The following is a 22,746-nucleotide window of genomic DNA, read 5'->3' on the forward strand; positions in this document are numbered from 1 at the left end:
CCCAGCCGGGAGTGCGCTGGATGCACGTGCGCTGTATGAGTGAGGGTTCAACGTCGGTGGCGCGGCTTAGACTCAATAGGTCATGACCGAAGCTCTCATCGTCCCCGGATCGACCGGCCCCCGCTCTTCCGGCGCGGAGGGGCAAGACGACCTCCTCGCCGGGCTGAATCCGCAGCAGCTCGAGGCCGTCACTTATCGCGGCCCGGCGCTGCTCATCGTCGCGGGTGCCGGTTCGGGCAAGACCAGCGTGCTCACGCGCCGCATCGCCTCGCTGCTCCGAGGGCGGGAAGCCTGGCCGAGCCAGATCCTCGCGATCACGTTCACCAACAAAGCTGCGGGCGAGATGCGCGAGCGCGTCGTCGATCTCGTCGGTGACGCCGCTCGCGGTATGTGGATCTCGACGTTCCACTCCGCCTGCGTGCGCATCCTTCGCCGTGAGGCCGACCAGTTCGGCTTCACGAAGTCGTTCACGATCTACGACTCCGGTGACTCGCGCGCGTTGATCAAGCGGCTGGTGAAGGAGCACGAGGCAGATGCGTACGGCCTGACTCCGGCATCCACGCAGTCGCGCATCTCGAAGCTCAAGAACGAGCTGTCCGACGCCGAGTCGTTCGCCCGCCAGGCCAATATGTCCGACCCCGCCGAGCGGAAGTTCGTCGAGATCTTCTCCGACTACCAGCGGCAGCTGCGCAAGGCCAACGCGTTCGACTTCGACGACCTCATCGGCCAGACCGTGTTCCTCTTCCGGGCGTTTCCGAAGGTCGCCGACACCTACCGTCGCCGGTTCCGGCACATCCTCGTCGACGAATACCAGGACACCAACCACGCCCAGTACGCACTCATTCACGAGCTCACGCGCCCCGTCTCGGCCGACGCTCCCGATCCATATGCCTCTAACGGCATGATGATCTTCGAACCCGAGACGACTCCCGAGCTCGCGGGGGCATCACTCACGGTGGTCGGCGACTCGGATCAGTCGATCTACGCGTTCCGCGGGGCGGACATCCGCAACATCAGCGAGTTCGAACGCGACTTCCCCGGGGCGCGCGTCGTGCTGCTCGAGCAGAACTACCGCTCGACGCAGAACATCCTCTCGGCGGCGAACGCCGTGATCGGCAACAACTTCGATCGCAAGGACAAGAAGCTCTGGAGTGACAGGGGAGCGGGCGACAAGATCGTCGGGTTCACCGGCTACTCGCAGCACGATGAGGCGCAGTTCGTCGCCGACGAGGTCGAGGCGCTGCACCGCTCCGGCATGCCCTACTCCGAGATGGCGGTGTTCTACCGCACGAACTCGCAGTCGCGCGCGCTGGAGGAGATCTTCATCCGCTCGGCCGTGCCGTACAAGATCATGGGCGGCACGAAGTTCTACGAGCGCGCCGAGATCAAAGACGCCATGGCGTATCTCATCGCGGTCGCGAACCCCGCCGACGAGATGTCGGTGCGACGCATCCTCAACAAGCCGCGTCGTGGCATCGGCGATGTGACCGAGACTGCGATCGCGCGCTTCGCCGAGGATCACGGCATCTCGTTCCGCGAGGCGCTGGCGGTGCCTGGCCAGCTCGGCGTCGGCCCGAAGATCCAGGCGGGCATCGGCCAGCTGGATGCTGTGCTGAAAGAAGCGACGGAGATCCTGCTGCCGTCGTCCGGCGAGGTGCCGCCGTCGACCTCCGTGGCTGAGGGTCTCACGCTGCTGCTCGCGAAGAGCGGCTACCTCGATGCGCTGCGCGCAAGTCGTGATCCCCAAGACGAAGCGCGTGTCGAGAACCTCGATGAGCTGGTCGCCGTCACCCGCGACTTCGCACGCAACAACCCCGACGGCACGATCGTCGACTTCCTCACCGAGGTCGCTCTGGTCGCCGACGCCGATGATCTGGACGACGAATCCGGTTCGGTGTCGATGATGACGATGCACACCGCCAAGGGGCTCGAGTACGACGCGGTGTTCGTGACCGGCGTCGAGGAAGATCTCATCCCGCACCGCATCTCGGCGGGAGAGCCCGGCGGGCCGCAGGAGGAGCGCCGGCTGTTCTACGTCGGCATCACGCGTGCGCGCAAGCGCCTGCACCTGTCCCTCGCGATGACCCGCGCCCAGTTCGGCGAGGTGACGGTGGCGATGCCGAGCCGGTTCCTGCAGGAGATTCCGGGCGACCTGGTCGACTGGCGGCAGTCGCCTGGAGACGTGAACTCCCGCGGCGGCACGCAGTCCCGCGCGCTCAATGCGAGGCGCAGCGGAGGCTTCGGCGGCGGCGGCGACCGCTTCGGCGTCAAGCCGCTCGCCCCGCGCGACAGTCTCAAGCCGCTGTCGACCTCGATGGACAAGTTCCCCAACAGGGTCACGGGCAAGGTGCGCGACAACGGCGACCTCGAACTCACCGCGGGCGACCGCATCCGCCACTCCGACTTCGGCGAGGGGCGGGTGGACGCTGTCACCGGAGAAGGCGCGAAGCGCATCGCCCATGTGCGGTTCGAGACGGCGGGGCTGAAGAAGCTCCTCATCAAGATCGCGCCGATAGAGAAGCTGTAACGGCTCAGTCGTTCGGGTTCGCACCGGTCATGGCCGCCGCATCACGCACGGCGTCGTCGAAAGCGGCAGATTGTGCGAAGCCGGCGACTCCGAGACTGCGGCCCTGCGGGTCGCTCGCGATGACTCGCATGCCACGCGCGCCGCACCAGGTGGCGAGAGCGGCGAGCATCCACACCGCGACGGATTGCAGCTGTGTCACCTCGGTGAGATCCAGGACGATGACCGCCGGTGAATCGCGATCGGCCGGTCGCGCATCGAGCCACGCGTCGAGATCCAACAGCAGCCGCTCGGCTCCGTCGAAGTCGATGTAGCCGCGCAGACGCCACACGGCCAGGTCATCGGCGTTCTCCTGCAGGATCCGGGCGGCGACGGCATCCTGCTCGGCGCCGAGTCCTGCGGCGAGTTCGTCGTTCGCGGCGGTCACCTCCGCGGCTGACAGCGTCAGCGGACGATGCAGCACGTGAAGCCCGAAGCGCGTCGCGAGCTGCTGAGCAGCCACGACACCGCGCACGCTCGCACCACTCGCATCCAGTCTCGGGCTGAACAGCCCGAGACCGAACTCGCCAGGCGAACTCGCGACGAGTCCGCCCGCCACCCCCGACTTCGCCGGAAGCCCGGCTCTCAGCAGCCATTCACCTGCGTAGTCGTACATTCCGCAGGTGGCCATGATCGTCATGACGTGCTGGCAGGTCTCTGCGCTGGTCACACGCATACCCGTCAGCGGGTTCACTCCGCCGTTCGCGAGGGTCGCCCCCATCACGGCGAGGTCGCGCGCCGTGACGAGCGCAGAGCACTGCCGGAAGTACGTGTCGAGAGTGTCAGACACCGGGGCAGTGAGGGAGCCGGCGCCGCGCATGAGGTAGGCGAGTGCACGATTGCGATCGCCCGATTCCTGCTCCGAGGCCAGCACTGCGTCATCCACGCTCAGCTCGCGACCGGCGAAAGCACTGAGACGAGCGAGGATCCGTCCGAAGCGCTCCTCGGGGGAGAGCCCTGTGACGAGCGACGTCGTGACGATCGCGCCCGCGTTGACCATCGGGTTCGGCGGTCGACCGGTGCCGGCCTCGAGCTTGACGGAATTGAACGCCTCCCCGCTGGGCTCCGCTCCGACCCTGTCGTGCACGGCATCCAGCCCCTGATCGTCGAGAGCCAGCGAGTACACGAACGGCTTCGAGGCGGATTGGATCGTGAACTCCACGCCGGTGTCGCCGCTTTCATACACGCGGCCGTTGAGCCCGCACAGGGCGATCCCGAACTGCTCCGGGTCGGCTCCCGCCAGTTCCGGGATGTAGTCGGCGACCGCACCTCGTCTGTCAACGACGAGCCGATCATGCACGACGTCGAGAAAGGACGTGACGATGTCGGAGAGCTTCTCTGGGGCTGCCATGGGCCCATGCTACGGCCGGCCCGGCGCGACAGATCCCCAGGAGCGTCCTTGTAGATGTTCGCCGGCACGGGCCCGGGATAGGCTGATCGATATGGCATTGTTCTCTCGCCGCAAGAAGACCGACGACGCGCTGTCCGAGTCGCAGACGCCGATCGAGGCGGATGCTCCGGACGAGGTACCCGAGCAGGAGCAGCCGCCCAGCGAACCGGTGCCAGAGATCGGCATCTCGGTTCAGGCATTCCGCGGCGTCGGCGCGGCCGCCGGCCCAGAGGTGAAGCTCCCCGATCCGGAGGAGCCGAAGCCGAGCAGTCCTGTCGCGGCTCCCCGCCCGACGGCTTCCGCGCCCGCGGCGCCCGAGAAGCGCACACTTCCACTCGCACCTGCACTGCCGCCGGCGCAGACCGAATCGGTTCCCGGCATGAAGGACAACGTGCTGCTGCGCACGGCGCTCGCCGAGATCGAGCAGGGCGCGACCAACGAGCAGCTGATCGGCGTTCTGCGTCAGATGCTGCAGGGACACCTCTTCCTGCGCGTGAACGGCGATGCACGTACGCAGATCAGTGAGGGAAAACCGCTGTCGGTCGCCGTCGTCCGTGACGGTGAGCGCGCGTTCATGCTCGCTTTCAGTTCGGCCATCGCGGTGCGCGATTCCGTGCAGCGCGAGACAGAGCCGACCGCGACGTCGGCGGTGGCACAGCCCGTCACGGCCGTGCTGCAGCAGGTCGTGTCCGGCAACTTCAGCGGGCTGATCATCGACAACGCATCCGGCGTGCACCGTGCGGTCTTCCCGATCGAGATCCTGACGAAGGCGCTCGAACAGGCCGACGTCGACATGACGATCAAATCTCTCCTGGCCGCTCCCCGCGAGCAGGACACGACGCAGAAGGTCGGTGACGCCCTCGCCAAGACCAAGGTCTGGGTCGCGGTGAACGACGGTACCGGTGGCGGACAGGTCGGCATCGCCGAGGCGCGGACACCAGACGGTCGTCGCTTCCTGCAGGTGTTCTCGCATCCGCTCGAGGTCGTCGCTCTCGGCCGCGGCGACAAGCCGTTGCCGTTCACCCCCGAGCAGCTCGCCAAGGTGCTCACGAGCCACACCGCAATCGCCGGCGTGCTGGTCGACTCTGCGGGCCCATCGCTCATCGTGGAGCGCGATGCGCTGGGTGCCGTGCTGGTGCTCGCGGTCGATCTCGGCGACTGACACTACCGCGCTCGGATCGCTCGCCCTAGTCTCGGAGCATGGCTTCTGAGCGCGTGACGTTGACGGTCTCCGATCCCGAAGGGCAGCGGGAGATCGACCTCTCCAGCCCGAGCAAGGTGATCTGGCCGGAACCCGGCATCACCAAGGCAGAACTGGCGGATTACTTCCAGGCCGTCGCGGAACCGTTCCTCAATGCGAACGGCAATCGGCCGGTGTCGCTCGAGCGCTTCCGCGCCGGCATCGGCGGGGAGAGCTTCTTCTCGAAGAATCCGCCGAAGGGCACTCCTGACTTCGTGGATTCCGTGATGGTGACGTACAACAGCGGGCGTCAGCATCCGCAGATCGTCCTCAATCGTCCGAGCGCGATCATATGGGCCATGCAGATGAACACGATCGTGTTCCACCCGTGGGCGTCGCTCGCGACCGATACGGACAACCCGATCGAACTGCGCATCGACCTCGACCCGCAACCCGGGACGGACTTCGCGGATGCCGTCACCGCCGCGCATGGTCTGCGCGAGGTGCTGCGCGAGGCAGAGCTCGAGCCCTTCATCAAGACCAGCGGCAATCGCGGGCTGCACGTGTTCTGCCCGATCGAGCCCTCGCACGAGTTCCTCGACGTGCGCCACGCCGTGATCGCCGCCGGGCGCGAGCTGGAGCGACGGATGCCGAAGCAGGTCACCACGAACTGGTGGAAGGAAGAGCGCGGCGAGCGGATCTTCGTCGATTTCAATCAGGCCAACCGCGACCGGACGATGGCCGGCGCCTACAGCCCGCGAGCCCTTCCTGCCGCGACCGTGTCGACCCCGGTGGAATGGGATGAGCTGGACGGCCTCGATCCGATGGGATTCACCGTGCGCAGCATCCCGAAGCGTCTGGAGGACGTCGGCGATCCGTGGGCGCGCATCCAGGACAAGCCCGGCCGCATCGATACGCTGCTCGGCTGGTGGGAACGCGATCTCGACAACGGTCTCGGCGAGCTGTCGTTCCCGCCGGATTTCCCGAAGATGCCGGGCGAGCCGCCACGCGTGCAACCCAGCAAGATGGTCGCGGAGAACTGGGACGCCGAAGGCAACCGCATCGAGGAGTGACGCCGGCCGGCGGCGGTCAGGCCAGGACGTCTGCCAGATCGTAGCCGGCGACGGTGTCGAGCTGGTCGTACGAGCATGAACGGGCGTCACGATCAGGACGCCACCTCTCGAACTGCACGGTATGCCTGAAGCGTGCACCCTCGAGCTGGTCGTAGCGCACCTCGAGCACGCGTTCGGGACGCAGTCGCACGAACGACACGTCCTTGGAGCCGGTGAAGCGGCTCCGCTCGCCTTCGGCCTTGACAGCCTCGCCGGACTCATCACGCTCCACCAGAGGTGCCAGCTCGTCGACGAGTTCCTGGCGTCTCTTGTCGCTCCAGGCGGCGACGCCGCCGACCTGGCGGAGGACGCCGTCGTCGTCATAGAGGCCGACGAGCAGCGAGCCGACGCCGGAGCCGGACTTGTGGATGCGGTATCCGAGTGCGACGACATCCGCTGTGCGGGCGTGCTTGATCTTGATGAGCGTGCGTTTGCCGGGCGCGTATGGCTGGTCGAGCGGCTTGGCGACGACGCCGTCGAGACCGGCACCCTCGAACTCGGCGAGCCACCTCCTGGCGATGGCAGCGTCTTCGGTCGTGCGGGTGAGCTGGAGCGGATGCTGGGCATCGGCGAGCAGTTTCTCCAGGCGCGCACGGCGCTCGCGGAACGGTGTTTGCTGCAGGTCTTCATCGCCTTCGGCCAACAGGTCGAACGCGATGAACATCGCTGGCGTCTCGGCTGCGAGGCGCTCGACGCGGGACGCGGCGGGGTGGATGCGCTGGCTGAGGGCCTCCCAGTCGAGCCGTTGCGCACCGGGCTCGCCGGTGGCGACGACGATCTCGCCGTCGAGCAGGCAGGGGCCGGGGAGGATCTTCGGGAGCGCCTCGACGAGCTCGGGGAAGTATCGCGTGAGAGGCTTCGCACCGCGGGATCCGATCTCAAGGGTTTCGCCGTCCCACGCGATCAAGCCTCGGAAGCCGTCCCACTTCGGTTCGAACAGCACCCCGCCCGCAGTCTTCGCCGGGTCGGGGACGGATGCTGCCGCTTTCGCGAGCATCGGCGCTGGGATCTCATAGGGCATGCGTCCATCTTCGCCGTACGCGCTCTGTCGCGGAAGGGCGCGGTGCGGAACGCAGGATGGTCTGGTACTCCCAGCCAGACGTGCGATCCTGAGAAGGATGAATGAGACACAGGGGCCCACCCCCGCAGGCACTTCCCGTCCTTACCGAAATCTCACCGACGCGCTGCGTGCACACCGCATCGACGCGCAGAACCACGAATACATCACCGCGATCACGGATGCCATCGGCATCTCTTCGTTCATCGATCGCGGACGATACATCGAAGCGATCCGCAACGACGAAGGTGCGCCGCTGCACATCGGCAAGACCTACACCAACGGTTTCGCGGAGGACGAGCAGGTCGTCGTCGGTGGGACCGTCCTACGGTTGCGGGCGAGCGAAGGTCGCGCGCCGTTCTTCTACGCCACGCACCCCAGCGAGTTCCGCCCGATCGTGGAGAAGGCTCCGTCGGCACGTGCGCCACGCAAGGCGGCTTCGGCAGTCAGCGCACCGCGCCCCACGAAGACGAACGAACGCGACTACGGCACGTGCGATGTCTGCTTCATGGTTCGCAACGCCTCGGGCGGGTGCAGCTGCGACTGAGCCGCATGCGCGGCGTAGCGCGCCGATCGCCCGCCTCAGCTGAGGTCGCTCTGCAGGCGGCGGGTGATCTCGGCGATCGGCATGGCGCGGGGGAATACCGCGACCACCATGTCATCGGGCGCTTCGTCCAAGGCATCGGGCAGCACACCGTATCTACGCCGCACGTCGTCCAAGGCCGTCTGCAGCACCGAAGGAGCAACGCGCTTCGTGCCGCGGAGCAGCTGGCGCAGCACGTGGTTGTGCACGGCAGTGACGAGGGCGGCGAAGCCGACGGCATCCAGCGGGTCGATCCCGGGAAGTGCGCTGCGCAGGTACTCGTCGAAGAGGCGCTCGTAGCGGAACACCGTCACGATCTCGCGCTCGCGAAGCGCCGGCACCTCGCGCACGACCTGGTAGCGCAGCCGGGCGATATCCGGATCGCGGGCGAAATGGGAGAAGACGTGCTGGGATGCCTGGCAGACGGCCTCCCACGGGTCGCGGTGTCCTTCGGCGAGGAAGGCCCGCAGCTCTTCGAGCAGCACTTCGTGGTCGGTGAAGACGACATCTTCCTTGCCTCCGAACTGGCGGAAGAAGGTGGAGCGTGAGACGCCGGCCGCTTTGGCGATCTGCTCCACCGAGGTCTGGTCGAAGCCCTGGGCACGGAACAGGTCAAGCGCTGCGGCTACGACGCCGGTGCGCGGTTCTGCGTTCTGGTGCATAGCGAGAAGCCTAGACGGATCCGTCAATGACGCGTGCGCGTGCGCGTGCGGAGAAGGCGGGTGCTTGCTCAGAATGGTGGGGCGGTCACGGAAGAACGAGATGGCGGCTTGCTTTCGTGCCCGGTGGGTGTGATGACCTGGATCGTGTTGTCTGGTCGGCTGCGGTAGATCGCTCGGGTGAGATGTCGGTGCACGTGGTCGCGGGGGCAGAGGGGTCTGAGTTCGTCGATGTCGGTGGTGCCGCCTTGTGCCCATGGGGTCTTGTGGTCGATGTCGGCGTCTTGGGCGAGGCGGTTGCAGCCGTCTCTGGCGCAGGTGCCGTGTTGCAGGATGAGCCATTCGCGTTGGGCCGGGGTGGCGCGGCGGGAGCGGCGGTCCATGTCGATGACGACGCTGCGGACCGGGTCGATGATCACCCGGCGGAACGCGGTCGTGTCGAGGAACAGCTGCTTCGCGGTGAGCGGGTCGATCGGACCGTGACCGACGAGCTCGGCCTCACGCGGTGGAGCGGGTGTGTCTGCGAGGAGTTCGATGGGGATGGTGACGAAGATCTTCGTCTTCACGGCCGTGTCCGTACCGATACCCCGCAGCCACTGAGAGCACAGATCAGCACGGATCTGATCCCGGGTGCGGCACTCGTCCGGACTCTTCTGCGCGTGCTTGGCCGCGGACGTCAACCGGCGTTTCGCTGCGATCGCGTCGATCGTCGGGATGTACGCCATGAACCAGCTCATCCCGTCCTCATCCTCCTGGACGACCACCCGACGATCCCGCACCTTCCGGGTGTGCCGCTCCGCGGCCCCGACCGGGTCGAGCCGGTCGACCAACCTGCGCAGCCGGCGCAGGAACGCCGCCGGCGGGCACGACAGCGCCCACTCCGCCGCCGCCTGATCGATCAGCCGCATCGCGTCGCGTTCGAGGTCCAGCTCGTCCTCCGACGCCCCGAAGTCCGCCCGCACCCGTGCGAGAGCACCCACGGTGCGACCGACGAGATACATCGACACGAAACCATCCTTGGCCTGCTGCCACAGCAACGGCAGATGCGCCATCGCCTGCTCCGCCGTGAACAGCACACCGCGCACGTAATCCTCCGAACACCTGAGCCGCAACGCGATATCGAAGATCGCCGCACGCTCCGCCTGCTCCAGCGCATCCTTGTCCGTCGCGTGGTGAACATAGACCTCAGGATTACGACGCACCAAAGCGACAGTATCCGCAATCCGAGCGGATCGCCTCGCCTCATACCGATTCAGATCAACATCCGCACACTGCAGATCATCCAGCGCCGACTCAACGAAGAACGCCGCATCACGCGGCCGATCATCCACATCATCGAACCAAGGCTCCATGTATCCATAATAGCCGATAAGTTCGAACAAAGCCACACTACATGGCAATCGATTCGTAGATAGATACGACGAGCGTCGCGTCTGGCGATGAGAGCAACGGCGCCCCCTGGCGTGACCGCGCGACTCGGAGCGTTCAGTCGGAGGTAGTAGGCTTTAGGACTGGTCGATGTCTCGACATCGAGAGACTTTCCGGACCGAGACCCAGTGAAGGAAGCACAGTGGATCTGTACGAGTACCAGGCACGAGACGTTTTCGAGAAGTACGGAGTGCCGGTCCTCGCCGGTATCGTCGCGGACACTCCCGAGGAGGTGAAAGCGGCTGCCGAGAAGATCGGCGGTGTCGTCGTCGTCAAGGCGCAGGTCAAGACCGGTGGTCGAGGCAAGGCCGGAGGCGTCAAGGTCGCCAAGACTCCTGACGAGGCTTACGAGGCAGCCAAGGCCATTCTGGGCCTGGACATCAAGGGCCACATCGTCAAGCGCGTCATGGTCGCTCAGGGGGCAGCTATCGCCGAGGAGTTCTACTTCTCAGTGTTGCTCGACCGCGCGAACCGCTCCTATCTCTCGCTGTGCTCCGTCGAAGGCGGCATGGAGATCGAGATCCTCGCTGTTGAGAAGCCCGAGGCGCTCGCACGAGTCGACGTCAACCCGCTGACCGGCATCGACAAAGACAAGGCCGTCGAGATCGCTCGCGCAGCGAACTTCCCCGAAGAGCTCATCGAGAAGGTCTCCGACGTCTTCGTGAAGCTGTACGAGGTCTACAAGGGCGAGGATGCCACGCTCGTCGAGGTCAACCCCCTCGTTCTCACCGAAGCCGGCGACATCGTCGCCCTCGACGGCAAGGTCACTCTCGACGAGAATGCCTCGGAGATCCGCCACCCCGAGCACGCGGCGCTCGAGGACAAGGATGCCGCTGACCCGCTCGAGGCCAAGGCCAAGGCGTCAGGGCTCAACTACGTCAAGCTCGACGGCCAGGTCGGCATCATCGGCAACGGCGCAGGACTCGTCATGTCGACGCTCGACGTCGTCGCATATGCCGGCGAGAACCACAACGGCGTCAAGCCCGCGAACTTCCTCGACATCGGCGGCGGAGCATCCGCTGCGGTCATGGCGGCGGGGCTCGACGTCATCCTCGGTGACCCGCAGGTCAAGAGCGTGTTCGTGAACGTCTTCGGTGGTATCACGGCGTGCGATGCCGTCGCCAACGGCATCAAGGGCGCTCTCGAGACGCTCGGCGACACCGCATCCAAGCCGCTCGTGGTGCGCCTCGACGGCAACCGCGTCGATGAGGGTCGCGCGATCCTCGCCGAGTACGCCCACCCGCTCGTCACCCTCGCCGCCACCATGGACGAGGGCGCTGACAAGGCCGCCGAGCTGGCGAACGCCTGATCCGACGCTGAGACACAAGGACTGAAGAATATGTCGATCTACCTCAACAAGGACTCCAAGGTCATCGTCCAGGGCATCACCGGCGGCGAGGGCACCAAGCACACTGCGCTGATGCTCAAGGCCGGCACCCAGGTCGTCGGCGGCGTGAACGCGCGCAAGGCCGGCACGACCGTCGCACATACCGACAAGGACGGGGCAGACATCGAACTCCCCGTCTTCGGCTCGGTCGCCGAAGCCATCAAGGAGACCGGCGCTGACGTGTCGATCGCCTTCGTGCCGGGCGCCTTCACGAAGGACGCCATGATCGAGGCCATCGATGCCGAGATCCCGCTGCTCGTCGTGATCACTGAGGGTGTTCCCGTCGGCGACAGCGCCGAGGCGTGGGCCTACGCGCAGAGCAAGGGCAACAAGACCCGCATCATCGGGCCGAACTGCCCCGGCATCATCACGCCCGGTGAGGCGCTCGTCGGCATCACGCCGGCGAACATCACCGGCAAGGGCCCGATCGGCCTTGTGTCGAAGTCGGGCACCCTGACGTACCAGATGATGTTCGAGCTGCGCGACCTCGGCTTCTCGACCGCCATCGGTATCGGCGGCGACCCGGTCATCGGCACCACGCACATCGACGCTCTCGCAGCGTTCGAGGCTGACCCCGAGACCAAGGCCATCGTCATGATCGGCGAGATCGGTGGCGACGCCGAAGAGCGCGCCGCCGACTACATCAAGGCCAACGTCACCAAGCCGGTCGTCGGCTACGTCGCGGGCTTCACCGCACCAGAGGGCAAGACCATGGGCCACGCCGGCGCCATCGTCTCCGGTTCCGCTGGCACCGCCCAGGCGAAGAAGGAGGCCCTCGAGGCTGCTGGCGTCAAGGTCGGCAAGACGCCGTCCGAGACGGCCGACCTGATGCGCGCGATCGTCGAAGCGCTCTGATCTGAGTCACGCGTGACATGAAGGCCCTCGGCTCCGGTCGGGGGCCTTCATCGTGCCCCACGCATCATCCTTCCGCGTACGCCTCGAGGAACTCCGGTGACGGGTCGATCGGCTCGATCACATCGAGGAGGACGCCTCCCGGCGCCTCGACGATGAAGTGCCGCTGTCCGAACGCCTCGTCACGCAACGGCAGGCGTTCGACGAGGTGCAGCTCCTCGACCATTCGCACATGCTCGGCCGCGGCATCCGAGACCTCGATGTTGAGCAGCAGGCCGCGCACGGGTTCGCGGAATCCGTGCGGGATGGTGTCGTGCGTGCGGTCGAGGATGGCGAGCTCTCCGTCTGTGAAACGCAGACTCACGTACCAGTCCATCTCGAACGTCGTCTCGAACCCGAGGACGTCGCGGTAGAACTGCGCGGAGGATGCGACGTCGTCGACCATCAGGACCGGATAGAAGCTCGTGATCTTCATGCTCTCCCTTTACATGCAGCGTGTTTGTATCGTGATCACTAGAATACATACACACCGTACGTAAGGGAACCATGCCCAGAGCAACCGCCGCTGATGCGGCTGAAACAGCGCGCAGCATCCTCGTAGCCGCGACTGCACACTTCGCCGAGCACGGATACGCGTCGACTTCGGTCGACGACATCGCGAAGGCGGCCGATGTGACGCGTGGGGCGGTCTATCACCACTACGCCTCGAAGCCGAGACTCTTCGAGGCCGTCGCCTCCGGTCTGCAACTGCACGTCGCCGATGCCGTCGAATCGGCCGCAGCGAGCTCCGATCCCTCCGTGGCGCTGAGGGCCGGGAGTCATGCATTCCTCGACACGATCACCGAGGCCCGCACGGTCAGGATCCTGCTGGTGGACGCCCCGGCCGTGCTGAGCTGGTCGACATGGCGCCGCATGGATGACGAGGGCGCGGCCGCGCACCTGCGTGACGCACTGAGGGCCATCGGAGTCCAGGCCGAGCTCGCTGTGGCGACTGCGGCGGCGCTCTCCGGAGCGATGAACGAGCTCGCGTTGTGGATTTCAGAGCGCCCCTCGGACGCTTCGAGCCGCAGCCAAGCTCACGAAGCGCTCGACGCACTGCTCGATGCGGTGGTGCCAAGATGAGGAGCCCCGCCGCCAGGGCAGAGGGGCTTCGGCAGTTCAGTCGAGAAGCGCGTATGCCTCGACCTCGACGAGAACGTCCGGCTCGAAGAGAATGTCGACGCCGATGAGAGAGGCGGGCGGCAGAGGAAGCTCGAGTCCGATATCCTCCGCGACTTTCTCGACTCCCTGCATGAACGCATCCATGTGCTCAGGGCGCCATTGCGTGACGAAGAATCGCAGCCGCACAACATCGGCAAAGGTCGCACCGGCTCCGGCCAGCGCGCGGGCGGCATTGCGCAACGCCTGCTCGACCTGACCGGACAGATCGCCGGTGGCCACGTGCCCGCCGTCGGCATCTCGCGCGATCTGACCGGCGACGTGGACGTGTCGGGTGCCGGTTGCGACGGACACGTGGTGGTAGGGAACGGGCTGCAGGAGTCCGTCAGGGCTGAATGTGTTCACGGTCATTCGATGGGTCCTCTCGTCGGCGGTATCCCATGTCTACCTGGTATATAAGAGCCACTTCAACGAGACTAGGTTTCATGCAGGTAACCGACGACCGTCCCCTCATCACCGGCGCCCACCGCGAGCTGCTCGATCAGCTCCTCGACAAGTGGTCGCTGCACGTCCTCGATCAGCTGTGCGAGCACGGCGCGTTGCGCTTCAATGCTCTGCGCCGCGCGATCCCGGCGATAACGCAGAAGTCGCTCACGGCGACGCTGCGGCGCCTTGAGCGCAACGGGATGGTCGAACGCGTCGTCGTGAGCGATCGTCCGGTAGCGGTCGAGTACCGCATCGCCCCGGTCGGCCAGGGTCTGCAGGACCTCATCGACGCACTGCTGCTGTGGACCACCGCCCATTTGCCCGAGGTGGAACGCGCTCGCGAGAGCTTCGACAGCGCGCAGAACTGAGGCGGGTGCCGGAGCACCCGCCTCAGTTGCAGTAACGAAGTCAGATACCCACGCCGAACAGCGCTTCGATCGGTCCGCGTGCGAAGAACAGCACGAAGCCGAAGGCGACGATCCACAGCAGCGGGTGGATCGTCTTCGCCTTGCCGGAGAGCGCGTTCACGACGACCCAGCTGACGAAACCGGCGCCGATGCCGTTCGCGATCGAGTACGTCATCGGCATGACGGTCGCCGTGAGGAACACCGGCAGCAGCACACGGAAGTCGCCGAAGTCGATGTGCCTGATCTGCGAGAGCATCATCGCACCGACCAGCACCAGCGCGGCCGCGGCGACGGCGCCGGGAACGAGCGAGGTGAGCGGGGTGAAGAACATCGCGAGCAGGAACAGCACACCAGTGACAGATGTCGCCAGTCCCGTGCGTGCGCCCTCACCGATGCCGGAGCCCGACTCGACGAACACCGTCGCGGACGACGATGATGTCGCGCCACCGACGATCGCGCCGACACCCTCGACGACCAGCGCCGACTTGATGCGAGGGAAGTCGCCCTTCGCATCCGCGAGGTCCGCTTCCTTGGCGAGGCCCGTCATGGTGCCCATGGCGTCGAAGAAGTTCGAGAACACGAGAGTGAACACGAACATGACGAGTGCGACGAAACTGACCTTGGTGAAATCGAAGCCGAAGTCGACGGCGCCGATCAGGCTCAGATCGGGCAGGCTCATGATGCCGCCGGCGAAGCCGAAGTCGAGACCGAAGGGCCAGATCAGATTGATGATCGCCGCGAGGACCGTGCCTCCGACGAGAGCGATGAGGATGGCGCCTTTGAGTCGCACGGCGATCAGCACCCCGCCGAGCAGAAGCGTGATCACGAAGAGAAGTGTCGGCAGAGTCGCCACAGAGCCCCCGACACCCAGGTCGACCGGGGGAGAGTCATTGCCGGTCGCGGTGACGAAGCCGGCGTTCACGAAGCCGATGAAGGCGATGAACAGTCCGATGCCGACGGTGATGGCGAGCTTGAGCTGCACCGGCACTGCGTCGAAGATCATCTTGCGAAAGCCGGTGGCTGCGAGCAGCACGATCACGGCACCGTTGATCATGACCAGCGCCATGGCTTCGGGCCAGGTGACCGACCCGACGACCGAGAACGCGAGGAACGCGTTGATTCCGAGCCCAGCCGCGAACGCGAACGGCAGGCGGGTGATGATGCCGAACAGCAGTGTCATGACACCGGCGGTCAGCGCAGTGGCCGCTGCGACCGCACCCCCGTCGAGCACTGTGCCGTCGACGTCAGGCGTCGAGAGGATGATCGGGTTGAGGATCACGATGTACGCCATCGTGACGAAGGTCACAACGCCGCCGCGCACCTCGGTGCCGATCGTGGAGCCGCGTCTGCTGATCTCGAAGAAGCGATCGAGCGCGTTCTTCGGTTCAGCGGTGCGCTCAGGGTTTGGCGAGGGGGCAGTTGTCATCGGGAAACCTCCGTGGAGACGATATCGCGTCCACGGCGCCGCGCGCGCCACCGTGAGGCAGTCACGTTCTCGTCGTAGTCTCGTTGAGTCATGCAACGCCTCCTCGTCGCGATCCTCGCCGCGGTCGATGCCGCAATCGCGGCCGCCGTCGGCCTCGCCGTGCTGCTCGCGCCGCTCACTCTGCTGTGGACGCTCGCCTTCGGTGCGGCTGCCGACTGGGGAGCCCTCTGGCCGGTCTCCGGGACTCTCTGGCAGTTCGGCCACGGCGTACCGTTGGAGATCGTCATCTCCGACGAGATCGTCATGGCGGTCGGCATCTCACCGGATGCTGCGCGGTTCACGCTCTCGCTCACACCGCTGGCCTTCCTGATCTTCACCCTGCTGTTCGCTGCTCGCTCCGGCACCAGGGCTGCACGCTCCGGAGCGTGGCTGCTCGGTGTCATCGCGGGATCAGCGACCTTCGCACTGATCGCGACCGGGGTGGCATCGACTTCGCACACCGCCGGCGCTCAGGCGTCGTTCGCGCTCGCCATCGTGCTGCCATCCGTCGTCTATCTCGTCGGCACGCTGTGCGGCGCCGTCTGCTATGCCTGGCGCGAGGGCGACGGCGGCCTCATCGACCGCGTGCACGACGCCGTGGACGGCTGGGGCGAATGGGGAGTGCTGCCGGCTGAGATCGTGCGCGGCACGGCGGTGGTGATCGTCAGCCTCACCGGCATCGCCGGCGTCGCCGTCGCGGTCGCGGTGATGCTTCGTGGGGGAGAGGTGATCGCGCTCTTCGAAGCTGCGCACGTGGACGCCACGGGCGTCACCATCCTCACCCTCGGTCACCTCGCGTACCTGCCGACGCTGCTCGTGTGGGCTGTCGCCTGGCTGGCGGGTCCGGGAATCGCCGTGGGTGCAGGCACCGCCGTCTCGCCTGCCGGGACGCAGCTCGGCGTCGTGCCGGGCATCCCGATGTTCGGCCTTCTGCCGGAGAACGACTCGATCTGGGTGCTCATCGTCGTGCTGCTGCCGGTGGGAGCCGGGGCATTCGCCGGCTGGATCGTCCGTTCCAGGCTCGTCTGGGAGGACGTCGCCCGTCCGCTCGCTCCACGCGTCGCGATCACCGCCGGCATCGCGCTGTGCAGCGCGGGCATCGCCGCGATCGCATCGGTACTCGCCTCCGGGTCCATCGGGCCCGCTCGACTGGCTGAGGCCGGTCCGCACGCCGGATGGGTGTCGCTCGCGATCGGTGCGGAGGTGCTGGTGGGCTCCGCCATCCTGCTGCTCGCACCGCGGCATCGCGATGAGCTCGCAGAAGAGCGCACCGACCGCTGGGTCGCGGAGATGGGCGCATCGCCGACAGCGGCTGCCGATGCCACCGCTGTGGGCTCGAGACCGGCCGCCGAATGGAATTCCAAAGACCCGGATGCGAACGATACGACGCCGCTGGATGACCACGGCTTCTTCGGGGACGGCAGCGCTCCGACGCACCGCTAGACTGGCCGGGTGCTCACGGTCGCCGTTCTCATCTCGGGCACCGGCTCGAATCTCCGCGCTCTGCTCGAAGCCGCTCGCCTCCCCGACTTCCCCGCGCGGATCGTCGTGGTCGGTGCCGATCGTGACGCCGAGGGGCTCGCGCACGCCGAGGAGTTCGGCATCCCGAGTTTCACCGTCCCTTTCCGTGCCTACGACGATCGCGAGGCATGGGGTGAGGAGCTCGGCCGCCGACTCGACGGCTGGAGTCCCGACCTGATCGTGCTCAGCGGCCTCATGCGACTGCTGCCGGGCTCGCTGGTCGCGCGCTACAGTCCTCGGATCGTCAACACGCATCCGGCGTACCTGCCTGAGTTCCCCGGGGCCCATGGTGTCCGCGACGCGCTCGCCGCAGGTGTCGAGCAGACCGGGGCCAGCGTCATCGTCGTCGACGACGGCATCGACAGCGGCCCCATCCTCGCTCAGGAGCGCATCCCGGTGATGCCCGACGACACCGAGGAGACGCTGCATGAGCGCATCAAGCCCGTCGAACGACGTCTGCTCATCGACGTCGTGCGACGCATCGCCACCGGCGAGCTCGCACTGACCCACTGATATCCCTGAACCGCCTACGAAAATCGCACGAAGGAGCCCTCCATGGCCGGCCCGCGCCACGACTCTTCCCTGTACCGCGAACGCGACACCGTGCCGATCCGGCGCGCACTCGTCTCTGTCAGCGACAAGACCGATCTCCTGGTACTGGCAGCGGCGCTCGCCGAAGCCGGCATCGAGATCGTCTCGACGGGATCGACGGCCGCGACCATCCGTGAAGCAGGCCACGACGTGACCGACGTCGCCGCCGTCACCGGTGTCGACGAGATGCTCGACGGACGGGTCAAGACTCTGCATCCTCGCATCCATGGCGGCCTGCTGGCGGACCTGCGACTCGAAGACCACGCGCGACAGCTCGACGACCTCGAGATCGACCCCTTCGAGCTCGTCGTCGTGAACCTGTACCCCTTCGTCGAGGCCGTCAGGTCCGGCGCATCAGATGACGACGCCGTCGAGCAGATCGACATCGGCGGTCCAGCCATGGTGCGTGCTGCGGCGAAGAACCACGCCAACGTTGCGATCGTCGTGTCTCCGGAGTCGTACCCCGCGATCATCGAGGCCGTCGCAGCGGGCGGCACCACGCTGTCGCAGCGCCGCGAACTCGCCGCTCGCGCGTTCGCGCACACCTCCAGCTACGACACGGCTGTCGCCGCGTGGTTCGCCGAGGGCACGCTCAATGACGGCGGAGAGCTGCCGGAGCACCTGACGATCAAGGCCGAGCGCCTGTCGACACTGCGCTACGGCGAGAACGCACACCAGCGCGGCGCCATCTACACGCGCGTCGGAGGCCACGGCATCGCCCAGGCGGAGCAGCTCCAGGGCAAGGAGATGTCGTACAACAACTACGTCGACGCGGATGCCGCGCTGCGCGCCGCGTTCGACATGGTGCTGCCGGCGGTCGCCATCGTGAAGCACGCGAACCCCTGCGGCATCGCGACGACGGCGCCGAACGCTCTCGACCCGATCGCGAGCGCGCACCTGCGCGCCCACGAGTGCGACCCTGTGTCGGCCTACGGCGGCGTCATCGCGACCAACGGCACCGTCACGCTGAAGATGGCGGAGAACCTCAAGGACATCTTCACCGAGGTGATCGTCGCTCCTTCGTTCGAGCCGGAGGCACTGGCGGTGTTCAAGGCGAAGAAGAACCTGCGCGTGCTCCAGCTGCCCGACGACTGGCAGCAGGAGCAGATGGATGTGCGCCTGGTCTCCGGCGGTCTGCTGCTGCAGGACGCCGACCGCTTCCCCGACGAGATCGGCGCAGTGGCCGAGAACTGGCAGCTCATCACCGGTGAGCGTCCCGCAGCAGAGGAGATGTCGGATCTCATCTTCGCGTGGAAGGCCTGCCGCGCAGTGAAATCGAACGCGATCGTGCTGGCACAGGGCAAGGCCACGGTCGGCATCGGCATGGGCCAGGTCAACCGTGTCGACTCGTGCCGCCTCGCAGTGGAGCGCGCAGGCGATCGCGTCAAAGGATCGGTCGCGGCATCCGATGCGTTCTTCCCGTTCGCAGACGGACCTCAGATCCTGATCGATGCTGGTGTCAAGACGATCATCCAGCCGGGCGGGTCCGTCCGCGACAACGAGGTCATCGCCGCGGCCGAGGCTGCAGGCATCACGATGTTCTTCACGGGCGAGCGGCACTTCTTCCACTGAGACCCGCAGCCCGTCGCGCGCGTCGGATCGTCAGAGACGCACCTGGCGATCCGACGCGGCGATCGTCGCGGGGCGGTGCGCGATCAGCAGGATCGCTCTGTCCTCATCGCGCCGCAGAAGTTCGAGGATGGCCTCATCAGCCTCTGGATCCAGGGAAGCCGTGGCTTCGTCAAGCACGAGCACACGCGGATCTCTGAGCAGCGCACGGGCGATCGCGACGCGTGCCCGCTGACCGCCGGAGAGACCAGTGCCATGCTCGCCGATCGGAGTCTCCAGCCCGAGAGGCAACGCCGATTCGGCGGAAAGCAGCCCTGCCGCCGTCGCCGCGCGCCGGATCGACTGCTGCGTGGCATCCGGATCACCCAACGTGATGTTGGAGCCGATCGTCCCTCGCAGCAGGGGCGATGACTGCGGTACGACGGCGACGAGGCGGCGCAGATCCCGATCCGGCAGAGAACGGATGTCGATCCCGTCGACGCGGATCGCGCCGGCATCCGGATCCCAGAGGCGCAGCATCAACCGGGCCGCAGTCGTCTTGCCGACGCCCGACGGCCCGACAAGCGCGACGGTCTCGCCAGGGCGAACGTGCAGATCGAACCCGTCGAGCACGGAAGTCGTGCCGTCGTAACTGAAGCAGACGCCGTCCAGTACCAGTCCGCGTTCGTCGCGGGGCTCCGCGGAGGGCAGCGATGCCCCCGTCGAGGGAGGCTGGTCGAAGGTCTCCACGATCCGCTCGGCCGATGCGCGGAGCATCCCGGCGCCGCGGAGCAGTTCGATGATCTGGGCGGCCGGTCCCAACCCGGCCACGGACACGGCGACCGCCAACGGAATATCGGCCGGGTCGAGATGCGAGCCTGCGAGGAGAGCGATACTGACGGCCCCGATCGCGGCAGCGGCGAGTGTCAGATCGGCGATGCCGCGCTCCATGCCCACACGGGAGGCATCTCTCACCTGCACACGCGCCAGCGTCCGCACCTCGCCGCTGATGTGGTCCATCCGCGCCTCGAGTGCATCGGCACCGCGCAGCTCACGCAGGCCGCGCATCGTGTCGAGAAGCTCGGATCGGACGCGACCAGACCCTGCCGCGAGCGCGGCACCGTCGCGCGCGGCGATGCGCGCTGTGCACAACGGCACAGCGATGCCGACGAGCAGCAGCGGGAGCCACACCGCGAGCAGCATGGGATTGACCATCAGCGAGGCGACGGCGCTTGCCGACAGCACCAGCACCGCGGAGAGGGTCTGCGCCACCGTGTGCGCATACAACCACTCCAGAGTCTCGATGTCCGTGACCAGGGTCGACACGAGATCCCCGGTGCGCCGCGGACGATTGCGTGAGGGCAGCGCACGCCGTAGTGAGGTGAAGACGCGCCCCCGCAGTACGACGATGAGTCGGTAGGCGAGGTCGTGCGAGACCCAGGATTCACGCCAGGTGGATGCGGCCACCACCGTGCAGAGCAGAGCGAGGACCACGGCGAATGAGGGCAGATCATCGCCGGAGCCGGTGACGACACGGCCGACGACAGCAGCGAGGCCGAGGGCGATCGCGAGGATGGCACCCTGCGCGACGACGCTCCAGACCACCGTCTCGACGAACCGGCCACGGTACGTGGCGATGACCGGGAGCAGTCGGCGTATCGCTCTCATCGAGCGCCGCCGACCCGGACGCGGTTCTGCAGCAGGTCGCGCCCGGGAGCTCCGTCTCCTGTCGCGGCGATCTCACCCTGGTCGAGCGCGATCCAACGGTCGGCATGTGTGCATGCGGTCTCCCGGTGCGCGATGAGGATCGTCGTGCGATGCGGATCGTGGGCGGCGACGCCGTCCATGACGCGTCGTTCGGTGTCGGCGTCGAGCGCGGACGTCACCTCGTCGAGGATGAGAACCGGGGCGCGGGCGATCAGGGCACGCGCGATCGCCAGGCGCTGCCGCTGGCCGCCGGACAGTTGATCGCCGTTCTCCGAGAGGACGGTGTCGTAACCTTCGGGGAGGGCGCGGATGACGTGGTCGATGTCGGCGGCGATCGCCGCATCCCGGATGTCGGCGTCGCTGGCGTCCTGCCGGTACAGCACGAGATTCTCGCGCACTGGCCACGCGAAGAGCACGGGATCCTGCGCGACGGTCACGACGCTCCGCGCCAGAGCAGCCCTGGTGCGTTGGGGTAACGGGATGCCGTCGAGGAGGATGTCGCCCTCGTCGGGATCGATCTCGCGCTCGAGCAGCCGTCCGAGTGTGCTCTTGCCGGACCCTGATGGACCGAGGATGGCGACGGTCTCACTCGACTCGACTTGGAGCGTGATGTCGCAGATGCCACTGTCGGTGCCCGGGTATCGATACGTGACATTGCGGATGCTGAGGCCCGCACCTTGCGGTGCCGGCGTGGCGACGGTGCCCTCATCGGGCACGGCCGCGGGCAGTGAGAGGAGTCGGTCGAGGCCATCGACGGCTGTGAGCCCGAGATACCCCGCATGCCAGTGACCACTCAGTTCGGAGAGCGGACGGAAGCACTCGCGCGAGAGCAGCAGCACGACGACGGCGGTCGTCGCAGGGCTTCCCGTGAGAACGGCAGATGCCGCGGCGATGACGGCGAGAACGGTCCCCAGATGCATCGCGAGCGTGCTCACTCCGCTCTCCACCAGCGACACGCGCATCTGCGCCATGGTCGACCGACGCAGCGCCTCGGCCCGCTGCTCGAGTTCGGTCCCGATCCGCTCGGCGGCCCCGAAACTGCGCAGCAGCGGGATCGACTGCAGCGCTTCGACATAGTCGCCGGACAATCGAGCGAACGCGGTCCAACGGGAACGCCCGTTGCGCAGCAGCCGTGCGTCCCAGAACCGCGGGACGATCACCGCTGCGGCGCCGGCTACCGCGAGCACGAGACCCGCACCGGCATCTTGAATCCACACCAGTACGATGATCGTCGCCGGCGCCACCAGCACCACGACGAGTTGGGGCAGATAGCGCGTGTAGTACGCGTCGAGGCCATCGACGCCGTCGATCACCGTCGCGGCCGTGTCCCCGGAGCGGCGCTCAGCGGCGGGGATGTCGGCCGTCCGCGCCAGCAGTCGACTGCGCAGTGCGATGCGCACGGACGCGCCGATCCGTGCGGCGAGCGGCTCGCGCAGCCAGATCACGACAGCCCTCGCGAGTGCCACGACCACGAGCATGACCAGCGCGAAGCCGACATCTCCTTCCCCACGTACCAGCGCGGCGATCACCGTCGCCGTGACGAAGGCGAACGTCACATGCAACGCCGAGATGAGTACTCCCACAGCAGCGAGCACCGCGATCGCGCCCGGAACCGCGCCGGCGAGTTGAAGGAGACGTCGGTGGATCACAGG

The 22,746-nt window shown here is 66.8% G+C and carries 20 protein-coding genes; 11 read left to right on the forward strand and 9 right to left on the reverse strand.

The features are described from left to right. Positions 1 to 82: 82 nt before the first annotated feature. The gene (locus tag HDC95_RS00480; RefSeq protein WP_259061229.1) at positions 83 to 2,527 is read left to right on the forward strand and encodes an ATP-dependent helicase; all 2,445 of its coding nucleotides are present in this window, start codon (positions 83 to 85) and stop codon (positions 2,525 to 2,527) included. 4 nt (positions 2,528 to 2,531) lie between these two features. On the opposite strand, the gene glsA is transcribed toward HDC95_RS00480, so the two are convergent. After that, entirely contained in the window at positions 2,532 to 3,914 is a 1,383-nt protein-coding gene (gene glsA / locus HDC95_RS00485) for a glutaminase A (protein WP_259061230.1), read from the reverse strand. A gap of 91 nt (positions 3,915 to 4,005) precedes the next feature. Here glsA and HDC95_RS00490 point away from each other — a divergent pair, with 91 nt between their 5' ends. Both HDC95_RS00490 and ligD read left to right on the forward strand, forming a co-directional pair. Beyond that, positions 4,006 to 5,115, forward strand: a complete 1,110-nt coding sequence (locus tag HDC95_RS00490) for an SseB family protein (RefSeq protein WP_259061231.1) — start codon at positions 4,006 to 4,008, stop codon at positions 5,113 to 5,115. A 38-nt stretch (positions 5,116 to 5,153) separates the two neighbouring features. Continuing rightward, positions 5,154 to 6,206, forward strand: a complete 1,053-nt coding sequence (ligD, locus tag HDC95_RS00495) for a non-homologous end-joining DNA ligase (RefSeq protein ID WP_259061232.1) — start codon at positions 5,154 to 5,156, stop codon at positions 6,204 to 6,206. Positions 6,207 to 6,222: 16 nt separating this feature from the next. Here ligD and HDC95_RS00500 read toward each other — a convergent pair whose 3' ends face one another. Continuing rightward, entirely contained in the window at positions 6,223 to 7,266 is a 1,044-nt protein-coding gene (locus HDC95_RS00500; RefSeq protein WP_259061233.1) for an ATP-dependent DNA ligase, read from the reverse strand. A 97-nt stretch (positions 7,267 to 7,363) separates the two neighbouring features. Between HDC95_RS00500 and HDC95_RS00505 the strand changes: the two genes are divergently transcribed. Further along, entirely contained in the window at positions 7,364 to 7,849 is a 486-nt protein-coding gene (locus HDC95_RS00505; protein WP_259061234.1) for a hypothetical protein, read from the forward strand. A 35-nt stretch (positions 7,850 to 7,884) separates the two neighbouring features. Here HDC95_RS00505 and HDC95_RS00510 read toward each other — a convergent pair whose 3' ends face one another. Continuing rightward, positions 7,885 to 8,547 (reverse strand): TetR/AcrR family transcriptional regulator, encoded by a 663-nt coding sequence (locus HDC95_RS00510; protein WP_259061235.1) that lies wholly within the window; start codon positions 8,545 to 8,547, stop codon positions 7,885 to 7,887. Between the two features lie 68 nt (positions 8,548 to 8,615). Beyond that, complete coding sequence (locus HDC95_RS00515) at positions 8,616 to 9,896, reverse strand: HNH endonuclease signature motif containing protein (protein WP_259061236.1); 1,281 nt, start codon at positions 9,894 to 9,896, stop codon at positions 8,616 to 8,618. Positions 9,897 to 10,114: 218 nt separating this feature from the next. On the opposite strand from HDC95_RS00515, the gene sucC reads away from it, so the two are divergent. Then, the gene (gene sucC / locus HDC95_RS00520; protein WP_259061237.1) at positions 10,115 to 11,281 is read left to right on the forward strand and encodes an ADP-forming succinate--CoA ligase subunit beta; all 1,167 of its coding nucleotides are present in this window, start codon (positions 10,115 to 10,117) and stop codon (positions 11,279 to 11,281) included. Positions 11,282 to 11,311: 30 nt separating this feature from the next. Next, positions 11,312 to 12,214: a succinate--CoA ligase subunit alpha gene (gene sucD / locus HDC95_RS00525; RefSeq protein WP_259061238.1), complete on the forward strand. Its 903-nt coding sequence runs from the start codon at positions 11,312 to 11,314 to the stop codon at positions 12,212 to 12,214. 64 nt (positions 12,215 to 12,278) lie between these two features. Here the strand turns inward: sucD and HDC95_RS00530 are convergent, their stop codons facing one another. After that, positions 12,279 to 12,686, reverse strand: coding sequence for a VOC family protein (locus tag HDC95_RS00530; RefSeq protein ID WP_259061239.1), 408 nt, complete (start codon positions 12,684 to 12,686; stop codon positions 12,279 to 12,281). A 71-nt stretch (positions 12,687 to 12,757) separates the two neighbouring features. Here HDC95_RS00530 and HDC95_RS00535 point away from each other — a divergent pair, with 71 nt between their 5' ends. Next, the gene (locus HDC95_RS00535; protein ID WP_259061240.1) at positions 12,758 to 13,333 is read left to right on the forward strand and encodes a TetR/AcrR family transcriptional regulator; all 576 of its coding nucleotides are present in this window, start codon (positions 12,758 to 12,760) and stop codon (positions 13,331 to 13,333) included. Positions 13,334 to 13,369: 36 nt separating this feature from the next. On the opposite strand, the gene HDC95_RS00540 is transcribed toward HDC95_RS00535, so the two are convergent. Beyond that, positions 13,370 to 13,780, reverse strand: a complete 411-nt coding sequence (locus HDC95_RS00540; protein ID WP_259061241.1) for a RidA family protein — start codon at positions 13,778 to 13,780, stop codon at positions 13,370 to 13,372. 74 nt (positions 13,781 to 13,854) lie between these two features. Between HDC95_RS00540 and HDC95_RS00545 the strand changes: the two genes are divergently transcribed. Then, complete coding sequence (locus HDC95_RS00545) at positions 13,855 to 14,223, forward strand: helix-turn-helix domain-containing protein (RefSeq protein ID WP_259061242.1); 369 nt, start codon at positions 13,855 to 13,857, stop codon at positions 14,221 to 14,223. Between the two features lie 40 nt (positions 14,224 to 14,263). Here HDC95_RS00545 and HDC95_RS00550 read toward each other — a convergent pair whose 3' ends face one another. Further along, positions 14,264 to 15,688 carry an NCS2 family permease gene (locus HDC95_RS00550; RefSeq protein ID WP_259061243.1) on the reverse strand — a complete coding sequence of 475 codons (1,425 nt, stop codon included), beginning with the start codon at positions 15,686 to 15,688 and terminating at the stop codon, positions 14,264 to 14,266. Between the two features lie 90 nt (positions 15,689 to 15,778). Here HDC95_RS00550 and HDC95_RS00555 point away from each other — a divergent pair, with 90 nt between their 5' ends. The 3 genes from HDC95_RS00555 to purH are packed head-to-tail and all read left to right on the forward strand — an operon-like array spanning position 15,779 to position 19,411. Beyond that, positions 15,779 to 17,170, forward strand: a complete 1,392-nt coding sequence (locus HDC95_RS00555) for a DUF6350 family protein (protein WP_259061244.1) — start codon at positions 15,779 to 15,781, stop codon at positions 17,168 to 17,170. Between the two features lie 9 nt (positions 17,171 to 17,179). Further along, the gene (gene purN / locus HDC95_RS00560; RefSeq protein WP_259061245.1) at positions 17,180 to 17,761 is read left to right on the forward strand and encodes a phosphoribosylglycinamide formyltransferase; all 582 of its coding nucleotides are present in this window, start codon (positions 17,180 to 17,182) and stop codon (positions 17,759 to 17,761) included. Positions 17,762 to 17,803: 42 nt separating this feature from the next. After that, positions 17,804 to 19,411, forward strand: coding sequence for a bifunctional phosphoribosylaminoimidazolecarboxamide formyltransferase/IMP cyclohydrolase (purH, locus tag HDC95_RS00565; RefSeq protein WP_259061246.1), 1,608 nt, complete (start codon positions 17,804 to 17,806; stop codon positions 19,409 to 19,411). 30 nt (positions 19,412 to 19,441) lie between these two features. On the opposite strand, the gene HDC95_RS00570 is transcribed toward purH, so the two are convergent. Then, positions 19,442 to 21,055 (reverse strand): ABC transporter ATP-binding protein, encoded by a 1,614-nt coding sequence (locus HDC95_RS00570; protein ID WP_259061247.1) that lies wholly within the window; start codon positions 21,053 to 21,055, stop codon positions 19,442 to 19,444. Next, positions 21,052 to 22,743, reverse strand: a complete 1,692-nt coding sequence (locus tag HDC95_RS00575) for an ABC transporter ATP-binding protein/permease (RefSeq protein ID WP_259061248.1) — start codon at positions 22,741 to 22,743, stop codon at positions 21,052 to 21,054. Before HDC95_RS00575 ends, HDC95_RS00570 begins: the two co-directional genes overlap by 4 nt. Between the last annotated feature and the right edge of the window lie 3 nt (positions 22,744 to 22,746).

Origin of the sequence: Microbacterium sp. AK031, from assembly GCF_024807145.1 — a bacterium.
Lineage (GTDB): Bacteria > Actinomycetota > Actinomycetes > Actinomycetales > Microbacteriaceae > Microbacterium.